The sequence below is a fragment of the Streptomyces scopuliridis RB72 genome (assembly GCF_000718095.1).
GTDB classification, from domain to species: Bacteria; Actinomycetota; Actinomycetes; order Streptomycetales; family Streptomycetaceae; genus Streptomyces; species Streptomyces scopuliridis.
In genome coordinates this window covers 218,397-234,326 of record NZ_JOEI01000014.1, presented here as the reverse complement: position 1 = coordinate 234,326, position 15,930 = coordinate 218,397, and the positions used below count along the sequence as shown (strand labels likewise).

The 15,930-nt window shown below is 70.3% G+C and carries 15 protein-coding genes; 6 read left to right on the top strand and 9 right to left on the bottom strand.

Features of this window, described 5'->3' with window-relative positions:
* Positions 1 to 300: 300 nt before the first annotated feature.
* Positions 301 to 999, top strand: a complete 699-nt coding sequence (locus IF11_RS0119800) for a DUF1707 SHOCT-like domain-containing protein (protein WP_030352982.1) — start codon at positions 301 to 303, stop codon at positions 997 to 999.
* Positions 1,000 to 1,237: 238 nt separating this feature from the next.
* A complete protein-coding gene (locus IF11_RS0119795) occupies positions 1,238 to 1,612 on the top strand; it encodes a WhiB family transcriptional regulator (protein WP_030352981.1) in 375 nt (124 codons plus the stop codon).
* Positions 1,613 to 1,689: 77 nt separating this feature from the next.
* Here the strand turns inward: IF11_RS0119795 and glpX are convergent, their stop codons facing one another.
* Positions 1,690 to 2,721, bottom strand: coding sequence for a class II fructose-bisphosphatase (gene glpX / locus IF11_RS0119790; RefSeq protein WP_030352980.1), 1,032 nt, complete (start codon positions 2,719 to 2,721; stop codon positions 1,690 to 1,692).
* A gap of 123 nt (positions 2,722 to 2,844) precedes the next feature.
* On the opposite strand from glpX, the gene IF11_RS0119785 reads away from it, so the two are divergent.
* Positions 2,845 to 3,429 carry a DUF4245 domain-containing protein gene (locus IF11_RS0119785; protein ID WP_078490788.1) on the top strand — a complete coding sequence of 195 codons (585 nt, stop codon included), beginning with the start codon at positions 2,845 to 2,847 and terminating at the stop codon, positions 3,427 to 3,429.
* A 96-nt stretch (positions 3,430 to 3,525) separates the two neighbouring features.
* Here IF11_RS0119785 and IF11_RS0119780 read toward each other — a convergent pair whose 3' ends face one another.
* From IF11_RS0119780 to IF11_RS0119765, 4 genes are all read right to left on the bottom strand, one after another.
* Complete coding sequence (locus IF11_RS0119780; RefSeq protein ID WP_030352978.1) at positions 3,526 to 4,116, bottom strand: malonic semialdehyde reductase; 591 nt, start codon at positions 4,114 to 4,116, stop codon at positions 3,526 to 3,528.
* Positions 4,117 to 4,248: 132 nt separating this feature from the next.
* Positions 4,249 to 4,485 (bottom strand): exodeoxyribonuclease VII small subunit, encoded by a 237-nt coding sequence (locus IF11_RS0119775; protein WP_030352977.1) that lies wholly within the window; start codon positions 4,483 to 4,485, stop codon positions 4,249 to 4,251.
* Positions 4,486 to 4,566: 81 nt separating this feature from the next.
* Positions 4,567 to 5,775, bottom strand: coding sequence for an exodeoxyribonuclease VII large subunit (gene xseA, locus IF11_RS0119770; RefSeq protein WP_030352976.1), 1,209 nt, complete (start codon positions 5,773 to 5,775; stop codon positions 4,567 to 4,569).
* 87 nt (positions 5,776 to 5,862) lie between these two features.
* Complete coding sequence (locus IF11_RS0119765; protein ID WP_078490787.1) at positions 5,863 to 7,323, bottom strand: APC family permease; 1,461 nt, start codon at positions 7,321 to 7,323, stop codon at positions 5,863 to 5,865.
* Positions 7,324 to 7,408: 85 nt separating this feature from the next.
* Here IF11_RS0119765 and IF11_RS0119760 point away from each other — a divergent pair, with 85 nt between their 5' ends.
* Positions 7,409 to 8,437 (top strand): 4-hydroxy-3-methylbut-2-enyl diphosphate reductase, encoded by a 1,029-nt coding sequence (locus IF11_RS0119760; RefSeq protein ID WP_030352974.1) that lies wholly within the window; start codon positions 7,409 to 7,411, stop codon positions 8,435 to 8,437.
* An 84-nt stretch (positions 8,438 to 8,521) separates the two neighbouring features.
* Positions 8,522 to 9,259 carry a polyphosphate--glucose phosphotransferase gene (gene ppgK, locus IF11_RS0119755; protein ID WP_030352973.1) on the top strand — a complete coding sequence of 246 codons (738 nt, stop codon included), beginning with the start codon at positions 8,522 to 8,524 and terminating at the stop codon, positions 9,257 to 9,259.
* A gap of 66 nt (positions 9,260 to 9,325) precedes the next feature.
* Here the strand turns inward: ppgK and IF11_RS0119750 are convergent, their stop codons facing one another.
* A complete protein-coding gene (locus tag IF11_RS0119750; protein WP_078490786.1) occupies positions 9,326 to 9,973 on the bottom strand; it encodes a DUF6542 domain-containing protein in 648 nt (215 codons plus the stop codon).
* Positions 9,974 to 10,179: 206 nt separating this feature from the next.
* Here IF11_RS0119750 and ychF point away from each other — a divergent pair, with 206 nt between their 5' ends.
* A complete protein-coding gene (gene ychF / locus IF11_RS0119745) occupies positions 10,180 to 11,268 on the top strand; it encodes a redox-regulated ATPase YchF (RefSeq protein WP_030352971.1) in 1,089 nt (362 codons plus the stop codon).
* Between the two features lie 273 nt (positions 11,269 to 11,541).
* Here the strand turns inward: ychF and IF11_RS0119740 are convergent, their stop codons facing one another.
* Genes IF11_RS0119740 through IF11_RS0119730 form a run of 3 tightly spaced genes read right to left on the bottom strand, consistent with a single transcriptional unit; the run spans position 11,542 to position 15,649 of the window.
* Positions 11,542 to 12,876 (bottom strand): hypothetical protein, encoded by a 1,335-nt coding sequence (locus IF11_RS0119740; protein WP_030352970.1) that lies wholly within the window; start codon positions 12,874 to 12,876, stop codon positions 11,542 to 11,544.
* The gene (locus IF11_RS0119735; protein ID WP_030352969.1) at positions 12,873 to 14,861 is read right to left on the bottom strand and encodes a hypothetical protein; all 1,989 of its coding nucleotides are present in this window, start codon (positions 14,859 to 14,861) and stop codon (positions 12,873 to 12,875) included. The genes IF11_RS0119740 and IF11_RS0119735 overlap by 4 nt, the downstream gene beginning before the upstream one ends.
* The gene (locus IF11_RS0119730) at positions 14,858 to 15,649 is read right to left on the bottom strand and encodes a toll/interleukin-1 receptor domain-containing protein (protein ID WP_030352968.1); all 792 of its coding nucleotides are present in this window, start codon (positions 15,647 to 15,649) and stop codon (positions 14,858 to 14,860) included. Before IF11_RS0119730 ends, IF11_RS0119735 begins: the two co-directional genes overlap by 4 nt.
* Between the last annotated feature and the right edge of the window lie 281 nt (positions 15,650 to 15,930).

Here is a 15,930-nt window from a genome sequence, read left to right as displayed (position 1 = left end):
CGACGCGCGACGCGTCCTCCAGCGTAGGGCGCGGCACCGGCAGCGGTGCTGTGAGGTAGGGCTCAGTCGCCACGCCGCGCCGGGGCGTGGCGGTTCTGCCAGGTCCTGTCCGGTCGATCTTCGCGGATCAGCCCGCGGCGTCTGGTGCCGTGCATCGCAAGGCGGAGGAGCGCCCTCGTACTGGACGTACTTGGGCGACTCCGACAACGCGGCGAGGTGCGGTGCCAGGCGTCGCGGGCCCGTGAAGATCGGCCGGACAGGACCTAGTCGCGATCTATCGCGTTTCGCTACCCTGGGGCCGTGGACCTCGAAAAGCACCCTCAGAAGCCGGTCGCGCAGAAGCCGGTCGCGCCGGCCGAGCCCCCGGCCATCCGGGCCTCCGACGCCGACCGTGACCGGATCGCGGACATCCTTCGGGAGGCCCTCGCGGAGGGCCGGCTGGACGCCGAGGAGCATGCCGAGCGGATCGACTCCGTCTACCGGGCCAAGACCGTCGCCGAACTGGAGCCGCTGGTACGTGACTTGCCGGCCACCGGCGCCGACGGCCGGCGGGGCGTGCCGGGCGAGTCCTCGTCGGCCTCGTACGGATACGGCCCGGAGGACCCCACGGCCTCCGCCGAGAACCTCGTCGCCGTCTTCAGCAGCTCGACCCGCAGGGGCCGCTGGCGCATCGGCCGGAAGACCAACGCCTTCTCGCTCTTCGGTAATATCGAGATCGACCTGACCGAGGCACTCTTCGGGCAGCGCACCACCGTGATCAACGCGACGGCCATTTTCGGGAATGTCGAGATCACGGTCCCCCAGAACATCTCGCTGCGCGGCAACGGCACCGGCATTTTCGGCAATTTCGAGGTGCTCACGCTGGAGGCCGAGGAGCAGGACGCGCCGACCGTCGTCGTGAACGGCTACTCGGTGTTCGGCAATGTCGAGGCCAAACCAAAGCGCGGCAAGTTCATCGCCGATCTCCGTCATCAGCTCCGCAAGCACCTCGGCCACTGACTGTCCCGAGTCGTCCGACCCGGCCGACTCGTGTGACTCCTTTGACTCCTTTGACGCGTCGGCCCCGGCGCTTTCGGCTACTTCCGGCCAAAGGCGCCCCGTTGTGGGGGGCGCGTCCGGAATTCCGTACCGCGTTCCGGACTCCGAACTGGCTGCCACTCAGTGCATAGGCGTGCGTACAGCGGGTAGGGAAAGCTTCATCGTCTCTCGCTCGCGAAGCCGTCGTCAGGAGTAGACCGTGCTGCAACTGCCGCATCAGCCCCTGCAGGTCGCCGCCGTACCGCCCCAGCGGAGTCCCGCTCGGGAGGATCAGGCCGGGCCCTGGCATTCGGAGGCGGTATGCCGCCGGGACGAAGCCGGATTGTTCTTCGCCCCTTCCAAGGAGCCGACAGCCGCGAGACTGGCGCGGGAGGAGGCCGCGAAGCGGGTCTGTGCCCGCTGTCCGGTCATGGTCGACTGCCGGGAGCATGCCCTGCTCCAGCCCGAGCCGTACGGGGTGTGGGGCGGGCTGACCGCGGCCGAGCGCCGGGTGGTGCTGGCCCGTCGCCGGCGGCGAGAGGTGGAGCTGCGGAAGGCCGCCACGGCGGGCGACCGGATCGCCGCCGCCGGTTGAAGCGTGGCGGTACGTACAGGTCGATGCGTACACGGAGGGGGCGCCCCGCCGCACAGCTGGGGCGCCCCTCCGTATGACTACTTGGCGCGGTCGAAGTCGATCGTGCTGTAGGCCCGCAGCTTCGAGAGCCGATGGGTCGAGTCGATCTGCCGGATCGTGCCCGACTTCGAGCGCATGACCAGGGACTGGGTGGTCGCGGTCTCCGAGCGGTAGCGCACCCCGCGCAGCAGCTCGCCGTCCGTGATGCCCGTGGCGACGAAGAAGACATTGTCGCCACTGACCAGATCGTCCGTGGACAGAACGCGGTCCAGATCGTGCCCGGCGTCGATCGCGCGCTGCCGCTCGACCTCGTCCTTGGGCCACAGCTTGCCCTGGATGACACCGCCGAGGCACTTTATGGCGCACGCCGAGATGATGCCCTCGGGGGTGCCGCCGATGCCCATCAGCAGGTCGATGCCGGTGCCTTCGCGCGCGGCCATGATCGAACCGGCCACATCGCCGTCGGAGATGAACTTGATCCGGGCGCCCGTCTCCCTGATCTCCTTGACGATGCCCTCGTGGCGGGGACGGTCGAGGATGACGACGGTGACGTCGTCGGGTGAGGAGTGCTTGGCCTTGGCGACCCGGCGGATATTGACCGCGACAGGCGCGTTGATGTCGACGAAGTCGGCCGCCTCGGGACCGGTGACCAGCTTGTCCATGTAGAAGACCGCGGACGGGTCGAACATGGCCCCGCGGTCGGCGGCGGCCAGGACGGCGATCGCGTTCGGCATGCCCTTGGCGTTCAGGGTGGTGCCGTCGATCGGGTCCACGGCGATGTCGACCTCGGCGCCGGTGCCGTCACCGACATGCTCGCCGTTGAACAGCATCGGGGCTTCGTCCTTCTCGCCCTCGCCGATGACGACCACGCCGTTCATCGACACGGTGGAGACGAGCGTGCGCATGGCGTTCACCGCGGCGCCGTCCGCGCCGTTCTTGTCGCCGCGCCCGACCCACCGGCCGGCCGCCATCGCGGCTGCTTCGGTGACCCGGACCAGCTCCAGGGCCAGGTTGCGGTCGGGTGCCTCGGGAGACACCTCAAGGGGAGGCGGTAGTTGATGCTCGGTCATCGGAGCGCACCTTTCTGTACGGCGACGGCCGGAAAAGAGGGTGATACGACTCTATCCGTACATCGACAAATTGAGCAGAGGGCCCCACGTATGAGCGCCGCGCCGTGATGCGACCATGGTGCGGTGGCGAGTAAGCGAGGCAAACAGACGGTGCGGGACCTGTTCCTGTCGATGGCGGTCATCGGGCTCGTCGTCGCCGGGATGTACCTGTTCATCCCGCATGACGAGAAGGCGACCCCGGTCAAGGCGGTCGACTACCGGGTCGAGCTGCTGACCGCGCGGCGCGCGGCGCCGTATCCGGTGCTGGCGCCGACGGGCCTGGCGGAAACCTGGAAGCCGACGTCCGTCTCGTACAAGCGCGACAGTGACAACGCCTGGCACCTCGGGTATCTGGCCCCGGACGGCGAGTACGTCGCGGTCGAGCAGTCGACGGGGGCCCCGGAGAAGTACGCGGCGGAGGTCAGCCGACAGGCCGCGGACACCGGCAAGACGCAGCAGGTGGCGGGCGAGACCTGGCAGCGCTGGGAGGGGCCGAAGTACGACGCCCTGGTCCGGACGGACGGGGACGCGACGACGGTGGTGACGGGTACGGCGTCCTACGAGCGGCTGGCGGAGATGGCCGCCGCGCTGGAGGCCGAGAAGCCGGGGGCCGGGGAGCCGGGGGCCGGGGAGCCGGAATCCGGGGAGCCGGAGTCCGGGAAAGCCTGAGATCGCGACGTCCTGACGGGCGAGGCCGCCGTCTCTCGTACGGGATGTACGGGACGGCGGCCTCGTCGTCTGTCGGACCCGGCCGGCCGGCCGGGCTCAGACGGTGGTGATGGCCTCGTCGAAGGAGAGCCGCGGGGAGCGCGGGTACCAGGCGTTCTCGCCGGGCTTGCCGATGTTGATGATCATCAGCGGGGTGTGGTCGCCGTCCAGGAACTCCTTCTGGACACCGGCGGCGTCGAAGCCGGTCATCGGGCCGGCGGCGAGACCGGCGGCGCGGACGCCGACGATGAAGTAGCCGGCCTGGAGGGCGGCGTTCAGCGAGGCGGCCTGCTCACGGGCCGGGCGCTCGCTGAAGAACGCGTCCTTGGCCTGCGGGAAGGCGGGGAAGAGCTGGGGCAGCTCCTCGTGGAACTCGTTGTCGGCGGCCAGGATCGCGACCAGCGGCGCGGTGGCGGTCTTGGCCTGGTTGCCCTCGGACATGAGCGGTACGAGGCGCTCGCGGGCCTCGGCGGAGCGGACCAGGACGACGCGCAGCGGCGACTGGTTGAAGGCGGTCGGGCCGTACTTGACCAGGTCGTAGATGGCCTGCACCTGCTCCTCGGTCACCGGCTCGTCGGAGAACGTATTGGCCGTGCGTGCCTCACGGAAGAGGAGGTCCTGAGCGGCGGGGTCAAGAACGAGGGACATCTGAAGTACCTTCCGAGGGCGTGATGGATCAGGCAAACAGCATTCACCGTACAAGTGGATGTGTGAACCTTCAACAAAAGCCTGGCTGGGGTGACTCGACTCACAGCCGCCCAGAAGCCCCCGGACGTCAGGTCACTGTGGGTCGGCGCCGTCCCGCTCCGGGGACTCGTCCGCCAGCGACGCGTCGAGCCGCGCCCTGGCCCCCTCCAGCCAGCGGCGGCACACCTTCGCCAGCTCCTCGCCCCGCTCCCACAGCGCCAGCGAGTCCTCCAGTGACGTACCGCCGGCCTCCAGCCGCCGTACGACCTCGATCAGCTCGTCCCGCGCCTGCTCGTAACCGAGCGTCGTGCCCTCGTCCGTCCTGGCCATCTGATCCACCCTAGTTACGCGCGCGTGCGCGCGGTCCGACAACGATTCCGGCAACGATTCCCTCAGCGATCACGTCAGCGCTCACTCGGCGACCCGCACCGTGAACTCACCCTCCGCCACCCTGGCCCGCAGCTCCTCGGCCGCGGTGACCTCCTCCGGGGAGCGTACGACCGTCCCGTCCGGCCGCTGGAGCACCGCGTACCCGCGCTCCAGCGTCGCCGCCGGCGACAGCGCGACCACCCGGGCGCGGGTGTGTGACAGCTCCGAGTCCGCGCGGTCCAGCAGATGCCGCAGCACCCGCCGGCTCCGGTCGGCGAGCGCGTCCACCTCGGCCGCGCGTTCGTCCACCATCCGGTGCGGCCGCTCCATCACCGGCCTGGCCAGCGCGTGGGCGAGACCGCGCTCCTCGCGGTCGAGCAGCCCCCGTACCGTCCGCAGCGCGCGGTCCCGCAGGGCCTGTACGCGGTCCTGCTCCTCCCCGACGTCCGGCACGATCCGCTTCGCGGCGTCGGTCGGCGTCGAGGCCCGTACGTCCGCCACCAGGTCGAGCAGCGGCGCGTCCGGCTCATGGCCGATCGCGGAGACCACGGGCGTACGGCACGCGGCCACCGCCCGTACCAGCTGCTCGTCCGAGAACGGCAGCAGATCCTCCACGCTGCCGCCGCCGCGCGCCACGACGATCACATCCACCTCCGGCAGCGCGTCCAGCTCCTTGACCGCCTGGACGACCTGCGCCACCGCGTTGACCCCCTGCACCGCGGTGTTACGGACCTCGAACCGCACCGCGGGCCATCGCCGCCGCGCGTTCTCCAGCACATCACGCTCGGCCGCCGAGGCCCGCCCGCACACCAGCCCGATCAGCTGCGGCAGAAAGGGCAGCGGCTTCTTGCGGTCGGCGGCGAACAGCCCCTCGGCGCCCAGGGACTTCTTCAACCGCTCCAGCCGCACGAGCAGTTCACCGATCCCGACGGGCCGTATCTCCGTGGCCCGCAGCGACAGCTGCCCGCGCGGCGCGTACCACTCGGGCTTGGCCTGCACCACGACCCGCGCACCCTCCGAGACCACATCCGCGATCGCGTCGAAGACCTGCCGGTAGCAGGTCACGCTCACCGAGATGTCGTACGACGGATCGCGCAGCGTCAGAAAGACGACGCCCGCCCCCGGCCTGCGCGAGAGCTGGGTGATCTGTCCCTCGACCCAGACGGCACCGAGCCGGTCGATCCACCCGCCGATGAGCCGCGACACCTCGCCGACGGGCAGCGGAGCGTCCGCGGATGTATTGAGAGCCATATACGGGAGCGTATCGGCCGCCTCTGACATCGTTCCGGAATCGGCTTCACGGGCACGGATCCGCCGTCACGGTCTTCCGGGACCCGGCTACGGCGTGTCGGAGAGCCGGGCCGGCCGGCCGCGTCCCCGCTGCACCAGCAGCACCACCAGACCCACCGCCAGCCAGATCGCGCCCGCCAGCCGCGCCGAGCCCGCCGCCTCCACGATCACCGCGATCAGGATCCCCGCGCCGGTCACCGGCAGCACCACATGGGTGAACCAGCGCACCGGCCCCTCCCGGCGCCGCACCGCGAACCACCCCACCACCGACGCGTGCAGCAGCACGAACGCCGTCAGCGCCCCGATGTCCACCACCGAGACCAGCCGGTCGAGACCGTCGGCGCGCCGGGCCGCCCACACGGCCGCCAGCAGCGTCACCACCGCGGCCAGCAGCAGCGCCACCCGGGGCACGCCCGAGTCCGTACGCGCGAGCGCACGCGGCAGCCGGCGCTCGCGGCCCATGGCGAAGAGCAGCCGCCCGGCCGCCGCCTGCGCGGCCAGCGCCGCGAACGCCGCGCCGAGCGCCTTGCTGACCGCCACCAGATCGTGCAGCCAGGTGCCGACCGAGGTGTCCACCGCGTCATAGAACGCGGAGCCCTGCGCGGCCGGATCCGCGGCCAGCTCCGCCGAGGACATCGGCTCAAGCAGCGCCACCAGATAGGTCTGCGCGATGAACAGCGCGCCCGCCAGCACCAGACAGAACAGCACGGCGCGCGCCACCTGCCGCGATCCGCCCGTCACCTCTTCCGCGAACGACGCGATCGCGTCGAAGCCCAGATAGGACAGCACGGCCACCGACACCCCGCTGAGCACGGCGGCCGGGGAGAAGCCCGCATCGCTCGTGAACGGCGTGGACCAGCCGCGCGTCCCGCCGTCCTGCACGAGCACCGCGACGGCCGACACCACGAACACCAGCAGGACGACGATCTCCAGGGCGAGCACCGCCATCCCCACCCGGGCCGCCGCCCGTACCCCCCAGAGGTTGAGGAGCGTGGTGATCACGACCGCGATCGCGGTCCATACCCAGCGGTCCACGGACGGAACCAGCGCCTCCATCGCGATCCCGGCGAAGAGATAGGCGACCGCCGGGATCAGCAGATAGTCGAGCATCGCCATCCAGCCGGCGATGAATCCGGCCCCTTCGCCGAGCCCTTTGCGCGCGTACGCGAAGACGGAGCCGGCCTGCGGGGCGACCCGCACCATCTGCGCGTAACTGAAGGCGGTGAACGCCATCGCGACGGTCGCCACGACGTAGACCAGGGCCACCGCGCCATGGGACTTGGCGTCGAGCGTGCCGAAGACGCCGACGGGCGCCATGGGGGCGATGAAGAGGAGCCCGTAGACGACGAGGTCGCGGAAGCCCAGCGTCCGCCGCAGTTCGCCGCCCTCGGGCCCATGGGCCGCTGCCCCCGGCCGGGCTGCCCGCGGCCGGGCGTCCGGCGGCTCCTCTGGCGGCCCGTCGGACGGCCTCTCTGACGGCCCGTCCGTACCGGTGCCGGGATCGGCCATCGCGTCCCTCCGTCGATCGCGTAGGCCCAGTCTCGGGCCGCCGCCCGCCGTCCCGCCTCTTCTGGACGGCCTTACGATGGGACGCATGACTGCCACGTCCCGCCCGTCGCCCGCCGCCACCCCCAGTGGAGACGCCGCGCGCCGCGCCGGCAAACGCGTCCTGCTCGCCGCTCCCCGCGGTTACTGCGCCGGTGTCGACCGCGCCGTGATCGCCGTGGAGAAAGCCCTGGAGCAGTACGGGGCGCCGATCTACGTCCGTCACGAGATCGTCCACAACAAGTACGTCGTCAGGACCCTGGAGAAGAAGGGCGCGATCTTCGTCGAGGAGACGGCGGAGGTCCCCGAGGGCTCGATCGTCATGTTCTCTGCCCACGGCGTCGCGCCCGTCGTCCACCAGGAGGCGGCCGACCGCAGGCTCGCCACCATCGACGCGACCTGCCCGCTGGTCACCAAGGTGCACAAGGAAGCCGTCCGGTTCGCGGAGGAGGATTACGACATCCTGCTCATCGGCCACGACGGCCACGAAGAGGTCATCGGCACCTCGGGCGAGGCCCCGGACCACATCACGCTGGTCGACGGCCCGGACGATGTCGCCCATGTCGAGGTGCGCGACGAGTCGAAGGTCGTCTGGCTCTCCCAGACCACCCTGTCGGTCGACGAGACGATGGAGACGGTCGGGGCGCTCAAGGAGAAGTTCCCGCAGCTGATCTCGCCGCCGAGCGACGACATCTGCTACGCCACGCAGAACCGTCAGATCGCGGTCAAGCAGATGGGCGCCGACGCCGATCTCGTGATCGTCGTCGGCTCCAAGAACTCCTCCAACTCGGTCCGGCTGGTCGAGGTCGCCCTCGGCGCCGGCGCGGGCGCCTCCCATCTGGTGGACGGCGCCGACGAGATCGACGAGGCATGGCTCGACGGCGTCTCCACGGTCGGAGTCACCTCGGGCGCGTCCGTCCCGGAGATCCTGGTCGAAGGCGTGCTGGAGTGGCTCTCGCAGCGCGGCTTCGAGGATGTCGAGATCGTCAAGGCGGCCGAGGAGTCGATCACGTTCTCGCTGCCGAAGGAGCTGCGCCGCGACCTGCGCGCCGAGGCGGCGGCCCTCTCGGAGAAGTAGGGCCGGACAGTACTCGGCACATAGGCGGGACCAAAGAGGCCGTCCGGGAAGTCGCTGTCAGCATCTGCCCGTAACGTTGTGTCCATGAACGTCTTCGGAGTGGACATCGGTGGCTCGGGCATCAAGGGTGCGCCCGTGGACCTGGAACGCGGCGATCTGGTCGAACCGCGGCACAAGGTGCTGACCCCGCACCCGGCGACGCCCGAGAGCGTCGCCGACGGTGTGGTGGAGGTCGTGCGGCACTTCGGCTGGTCGGGCCCGGTCGGCATCACCTTCCCGGGGGTGGTCACGGGCTCGGTGATCCGTACGGCCGCCAATGTCGACAAGGCCTGGATCGATACGGACGCGGGGCAGGTGCTCGGCGAGCGGCTGGGCCTGCGGACGACCGTCCTCAACGACGCCGACGCGGCGGGGGTGGCCGAGATGGCCTTCGGCGCGGGCAGAGGCCGTAAGGGCACGGTATTCCTGCTGACCTTCGGTACGGGTATCGGCAGTGCGCTCTTCATGGACGGCAAGCTGGTGCCCAACACCGAGCTGGGCCATCTGGAGCTGGACGGCCACGAGGCGGAGAAGCGCGCCTCGACGAAGGTCAAGGAAGACGCGGACATGAGCTGGCACCACTGGGCGCACCGCGTCCAGAAGTATCTGGCCCATCTGGAGATGCTGTTCTCGCCCGAGCTGTTCATCATCGGCGGCGGGGTGAGCCGCAAGGCCGACAAGTTCATCCCCCTCATCGAGGGGATCAGGGCGGAGATCATCCCGGCGGAGCTCCAGAACAACGCGGGGATCGTGGGCGCGGCGATGTCGGCGGCGGGCAGGTGAGGCAGCCGGTGCGGCCCTGGATCAGGATTTAGTGCCGCGACCTGGCAAACATTGCCGGGAGGGGCACTAGCCGCGCCGTACGGCCCTGGGGACGGTGGGTCTGGGCGCCCTGGTCCCGGGGCGCGGACCGGCCGCTCGGTAGGCCGTGGCCCCGGCCCGGGTCGCGGCTGCCCTGGCCGCCGCGTCCCGGGCGGTCTGGCGCCGGCCCATCTGCCGTACCTTCCGTACGGACGCGATGAGCCCGGCGATGAGCGTGCCGCCGTACAGCCAGCCCGCGTGCACGGCGAGGGTGGTGACGAGCGCCATCGTCTGCCCGCCGAAGCCGCCGGTGCCGCCGGCGATCGGATACGCGCCGGCCGCGAAGGCGATCGGCACGGAGATCGGTGCCGTGACCAGGTCTGCGGTACGTACCCAGAGCGCGGTCACCGCGCTGACCAGCAGGAACAGCACCCCGTAGACGAGGGGCGCGCCGTCGAGGAGCAGCCGGTCCAGAAACGCGATGGCCAGCATCGTCGCGGCGGCGAACAGGCCCGCGCCGAGCCCGGTGAACCGCGGATTGGGCAGTCTGCGCAACCGCTGCGCCAACGGCGACACCCGCGGCCGGGGCGTTACCGGGACCCGGTATACACCGGTGGCCCCGGTACCGGTCGCGGTACGGGGGCCCGGGGGGCGCTGTCGACGCTGCTGGGGCTGACGTGTCCTGTGCTGCTCCACCGGACCAACGTAGGTGGCCCGGGGCGACGAAGCAGGCGTTGGACACGCCCTTTGGGCGAGCTTGGCGTTGAGTTCGACGTTCGGGGGAGCGCCCGGGGCGCCGGTCGCCTGTCCGTGGCGGCTTCGGCCCGCCCGTAAACTGGGAGATCGGCCCGCCCAGGGTCACCCAGGCCATCAGCCAGTCCTCACTTCAGGAAGTCGCCAACGTGTCGCTCACGATCGGAATCGTCGGCCTGCCGAATGTCGGCAAGTCGACCCTGTTCAACGCCCTGACCAAGAACGACGTGCTGGCGGCCAACTACCCGTTCGCCACCATCGAGCCCAACGTCGGCGTGGTCGGCGTGCCGGACCCGCGGCTGGACAAGCTCGCGGAGATCTTCGGCTCGCAGAAGATCCTTCCGGCCACGGTCGACTTCGTCGACATCGCCGGCATCGTGCGCGGCGCCTCCGAGGGTGAGGGCCTGGGCAACAAGTTCCTGGCGAACATCCGTGAATCGGACGCGATCTGCCAGGTCATCCGGGCCTTCAAGGACGAGAACGTCGTCCATGTCGACGGCAAGGTCTCGCCCAAGAACGACATCGAAACGATCAACACCGAGCTGATCCTCGCCGACCTCCAGACGATCGAGAAGGTCCTCCCGCGCCTCCAGCGCGAGTCGCGCATCAAGAAGGAGGTCGTGGGCCAGGTCAAGGCGATCGAGGAGGCCCAGGCCATCCTGGAGACCGGCGAGACCCTCTTCTCGGCCGGCATCGTCCAGGGCACTGAGAAGGCCGAGCCGCTGCGCGAGCTGCACCTGCTCACCACGAAGCCCTTCCTCTACGTCTTCAACGTCGACGAGGAGGAGCTGACGGACGACATCTTCAAGGACGAACAGCGCGCCCTGGTCGCCCCCGCCGAGGCGATCTTCCTCAACGCCAAGCTGGAGTCCGACCTCGCCGAACTGGACGACGACGAGGCCCTCGAACTCCTCCAGTCGGTGGGCCAGGAAGAGCCGGGCCTCGCCACCCTCGCCCACGTCGGCTTCCGCACCCTGGGGCTGCAGACCTACCTCACGGCAGGCCCCAAGGAATCCCGCGCCTGGACGATCAAGAAGGGCGCGACGGCCCCCGAGGCGGCCGGCGTGATCCACACCGACTTCCAGAAGGGCTTCATCAAGGCCGAGGTCATCTCCTTCGCCGACCTGGTTGAAACGGGCTCGGTGGCGGATGCCCGCGCGGCGGGCAAGGCGCGTATGGAAGGCAAGGAGTACGTGATGCAGGATGGCGACGTAGTCGAATTCCGCTTCAATGTGTAGCGGCTGACAGATCACCACGTCGCCGATCTGGCAAACATGCAGGTCAGAAGGGGTCCAACCTTTCGAGGTCGGGCCCCTGGTTATTTCCCGTGCTGGGATGGTGCTGGGAAACCTGACCCCCCGTCACACACTTCTTCACGGCTCCGCCGGGCCCCTGTGGAAACAAATCCGCATGAACGCGACGAATAGCGGCGTGACCGAGGTCACGCCGCGTCTTGTTGAGGTCGAGGCAGATGCGCAGGGGGAGCCTCGGAGAGCCGACCGCCTACCGGATCAGCTCCCGTCCTCGTCGTCCTCGTCCCGTGCACGAGGTGCGGCGGGTTGGTGCGGGCTTTGCGAGGTGTCCCAGACGTACGGAGGTGTCATGTCGTCCTCGCTCGTCTCGTACCAGCCTTGGTTCCGTTCGCCCGCGCCGCTCTCCGCCGCCCCCGGCGTGAACGTGCCCGCGCCCGTGTCGGTGAACGGTGAGCCCTCAGGGGCTGGGGAGCGCGGCGGCCAGGGCCCCGTGGTGTCCCCCTCGTCCGAAGGCCCACCCTCCGGCCCCTCGCGCCCGCCCTCGTCGGGTGCCGGGAGAAGGGTCCGCCTGATCTCCTCGGCGGCCTCGTCCAGCCCGGCCGCTTCCAGACTCCGCACCACACGGTGCACGAACACCGTGTACTCGTCCATGTCCGGCTTCAGGCCCACCGCCGCCAGCAACAGGAGCAGCCGGTCCGAAACCCCTACTTCCTCCTCGCGGTCGAACGTCCCTCCTCCCTGGCCGTGTCCGTCCCACAGCGGGCCCCCGACGGTCGCTTCGCTCCGCGCGCCTACGGGCGGGACGAGCAGGTGGCGGAAGAGCTCGGGCACCTCCTCGTCGTTGGCCGCCGCCGCGATCTGGGCGAGTGGGCCGATCATGTCGACCGCCTTCTCGATTTCGTTCTCGTGACGGGCCAGCCACCACACCACCGCGCTGCCCGCGCTCTTGAGCACGTCGTCACCGAGGTAGCGCCGCTTGTTGCGCTCGTGCTGACGCTCGTACTCCCAGATCTCCTCGTCCTTGCGAAGGTCGTTCAACTTCCGCAGGCGCTCGCGGTCGGCGGGGGCGAGGGTCAGCGTCACATCGGCCGCCAGAGCCTTCACCCGTCCGCTCCGGTCCGGGAGCGGGGCGCCCAGCTCCCCTTCCAGGAGATACCGTGCGAAGCTCGCCCGGCCGGGCTCCTCGTGGCGGACGACCTGCAGGGCCCGGCTGACGACCGAGGAAACGGCGAGGGCTGGGGAGGTGCCGTCGGACCAGTCGGCGTGGTCGGGGACCGGCCTCCACCACACGGTGGCGGAGAAGAGGAAGTCGTAGCCGTCCGTTGCGCTCGGCAGCGCCGCGTCGACCACCCGAGTCTCCTGGTACGGCTGCTCCGTCGGCGCCGCGGGCGGCTCAGCTTCCTCGGGCTCGTACGGATCGGCCGACGCGCGGCCACCGCTGAGGACCGTCATCACGAGCAGCAGGGAGCCCGAGGACGTGACCATGGACATGAAGCCCCACAGCCACGCCGACCAGTGCAGGAGGTTTCCGAGCACAGCCGGTGCGAGGCCGCAGAGAGCGACGAACAGCAGGCTGGGAAAGCGGTGTTTCATCGTGCCTCTTCCGTGGTCCGTGGTCCGGCGCCCGCACGCTTCGTACTCTCCGTGCGGACGTACTGCGCGTTGTCGATGTGCTGCCAGAAGAGGGCGGCGACGGCTGCCCGGGATGGGTGGTGCCTGGGCCCCGCCCAGTCGCAGGCGATGGCGTAGAGGCGGTGCAGAGCGGCCGTGCGGCCGTGTGTCGCCCCGACCATCACGCCCAGCGCCATCTCCCGCGTACTGTCGCCCGCCGCGGCGTTCAGCCAACTGCTCACCAGCGGGTTCCAGAGCTCCGTCGGCGGATGGGAGAAAACCGTCTCCCAGCCCAGGAACAGGTCCGGCCACGGCGGCGGCTCCGGTGCCCGGTCGCTCCTCAACAGTGCACCGAGCAGCTGGAGATGGAGCTCTGCCCCGCGCGGCTCCCGACGCGTCCGGTCCCGCAGGCGGTCGATCAGTAGCCGGTAGGGCCGACGGTCGCGGCCGGCGAGGTCGAGAAGTACTTCCCGGGCCCCGCGTGCCGCCTCCCCCTTCCGTACGGCGAGGTAATGGAGCCGCACCATCGCCTGATCCGGGTGCGTCGCGCCGAGGCTCTGGAGGCAGGCAGCGGTCAGGACGCGAACGAGACCGTCCGACAAGGGGCCGGACCTCGCGCACTCGTACATCCGTCTGCGGAACCATCCCCCGAACCTCTCGTGGCTGAGACCGAGTTCGAGGGCCGCCACGGCTCGTGGGTCGCAGGACGCCCCGGTCGCGTGGTCCGCCCAGCGGACCACAAGGTCGAAGAGGTGGTCGGGCCGCCCGACGGCCAGGGACCGCTCGCCGAAGCGGACGACGACGTTCACCCGGTCGTCGGTGGTCAGACCGCGGAGCCCGGCGGCATGGCCGATCCAATTCCTGAGGTCGTCGCGCGTCCCGGGGAAGTTCGCCCAGAAGTACGTCCGTACCGCGTCGGCGTAGGCCAGCCGCCCGAAGTGGAGCCGCCCTTCCAGGTCCCGCTCGATCCCGAGCGTCGCCAATCGCTCCCCGAAATCCGTCCGTGCGAGCTCGGTTGTCGTCTCTTCCTCGTGCCTCACCGTCCTCATCAAGCCGTGCCACGCCTCGTAGACGGTGTCGGCGCGGGCCTCCTCGAACACTGCCGCCGCAAGCAGCAGGGCCCGCTCGGGCGCGGTGCGGACCGTGGCCACCTGCCGGCCCACCTCACCGGCACGGTCGGTCACCGCGTGCATCGCCTGGTCGAGCCATCCCGCGAAGTCGACGCCGAACCGGCCGCTGTCGCGAGCAGACCTCACCAGCCCCGCGAGCCGCGCCAGTTCCCGCATGGGGGAGCGTTCGCACAGGCGCTGGAGGTCGTAGCTCCCCAGGTCCGTGGAGTGGAAGGCCATCCGGTCCATACGGAGGTACCGGGTGACGACGGCGATCCCCCGAGGGCGCCCCAGCGCCACCGTGTGCGGTTCGAGCTCCGGCGCGTGGGCGTGCTCCATGCCCGACGGCAGGACGACCACCATGTGGGCCCCCGCCTCCTGGACCTGTGACCGGCGCACGACCAGGAGGCGCTGGGCCTTGGCATACGCCTCCTCGTCGGCGATCCCGGAGAGGTCGAGGAGGAAGCGGTCCCCCTCGCCGGGGGCGAGAGTGGCCTCGTCCTTGTCCGTGGCGGGAAGCTCCTCGAACCGGTCCTCCTCCTGCTCCTCCTCAGCGCCTGCGTCCTCACCGAGCTCGTGCAGCAGCATGATCGCTGCGGCGCGCCGGCCGCTGCCGGGCGCAGCCTCCAGCAGCACCACCGATCCGGGCTTCTCCAGGCAGTCGGCGGCGATGCGATAGCTCACCGGCCGAACGAACCGGTCGGCCAGGCGCACCCGGTCCTCTCGGACGATCCGGAGGGACTCGACCCCTTTGCGGATCATCCAATCCGCGCCGCCGTAGAAGACGTACTGGGGCCCTACGCCATTGTTCACCGGGCCACGCGGATCGTTGACGGTGACGCGGTCCTGTTCGGTCATCGTCCGTCGTCCGAGCGCCGACGCTCGCGCTCGAAGCGTTGGTGGACCGTACCGCTGTTGTCGCCCGCGGTGAACTGGACCCCGGTGTTGTCGCCCTCGAAGTGGGGAGCGTTGTACTGGTGCCCCCCACCGGTGTTCACGGGCCCCTGCGGTTCGTTGACGAAGGTGCCGGAGAGATCTCCGTTGAGGTTTCCGATGCCGCGCACGCGCTGTTCGACGTCGCGCGTCCGCATCCTGGTGTGCCTGGCATCCTTGGCCGACTTCTTGCGGGACTTCGCCTCCGCCCGCTCCCGCGCCGCACGGGCGTCGCGGTCCACCGCACCCAGCTCGGGCAGGAGCCGGGCGAGGGTGTCGCCGAGCGCCGTCAGGTCCGATTCGGCGTTGCGGTGGTCGAACCGCCTGTACTGGCAGTCCGCCAGCTCCAGCAGATCGTCCGGAAGGACGGAGCGGTCGATCCTCGTGGCCTTTCCGACGAGCACGGGGATCACCAGGACCCCGCGGTCGAGCGCGGTCTGGATCTCGCGACGGGTCCAGTCCTGCTCGGCTTCGAGGGCGGGGCGGCCGTCGGCCCCCCGCACCTCCGCCCAGCGCGGGCCGATCACGGCGAGGAGAGCCTCGCACTCCTCCACCGCCCTGACCAGTTCCGCTGGGAAACGGCGTCCGGGCTGGATCGAGTTGCTGGCGAAGAAGATCCGCTCGTCGCCGAACCGACGGGCGAGTTCCCGAGCGATCATGGTCGCTGCGGACTCCTCGTCGCCTGTGCGGTAGTTGACGAAGACGTCGGACATGAAGGTTCCCTTCGTGAAAGGAAGACGAGGTGAACGGGCACGGGGCTGTGGACCGGGGCTCCGGTCCGCCCGGGCCATGAGGTCCCGACTGTGTGGACGGCATGGCGCATCCACGGGAGGGCGTGCGGATGGAGGGGCGCCGCCTGGTGCGTCACTGGTCGCGGGCAGCCCGAAGAAGCCGGGGGCGCGATGCGACGCGTCGAGCGGTGATCAGAGGGTTCCGCCCGGGATCGTGGGATCCGGAGGGCCGGAGGGACCGGGTAGTCCGGCGAGCCGGGCGG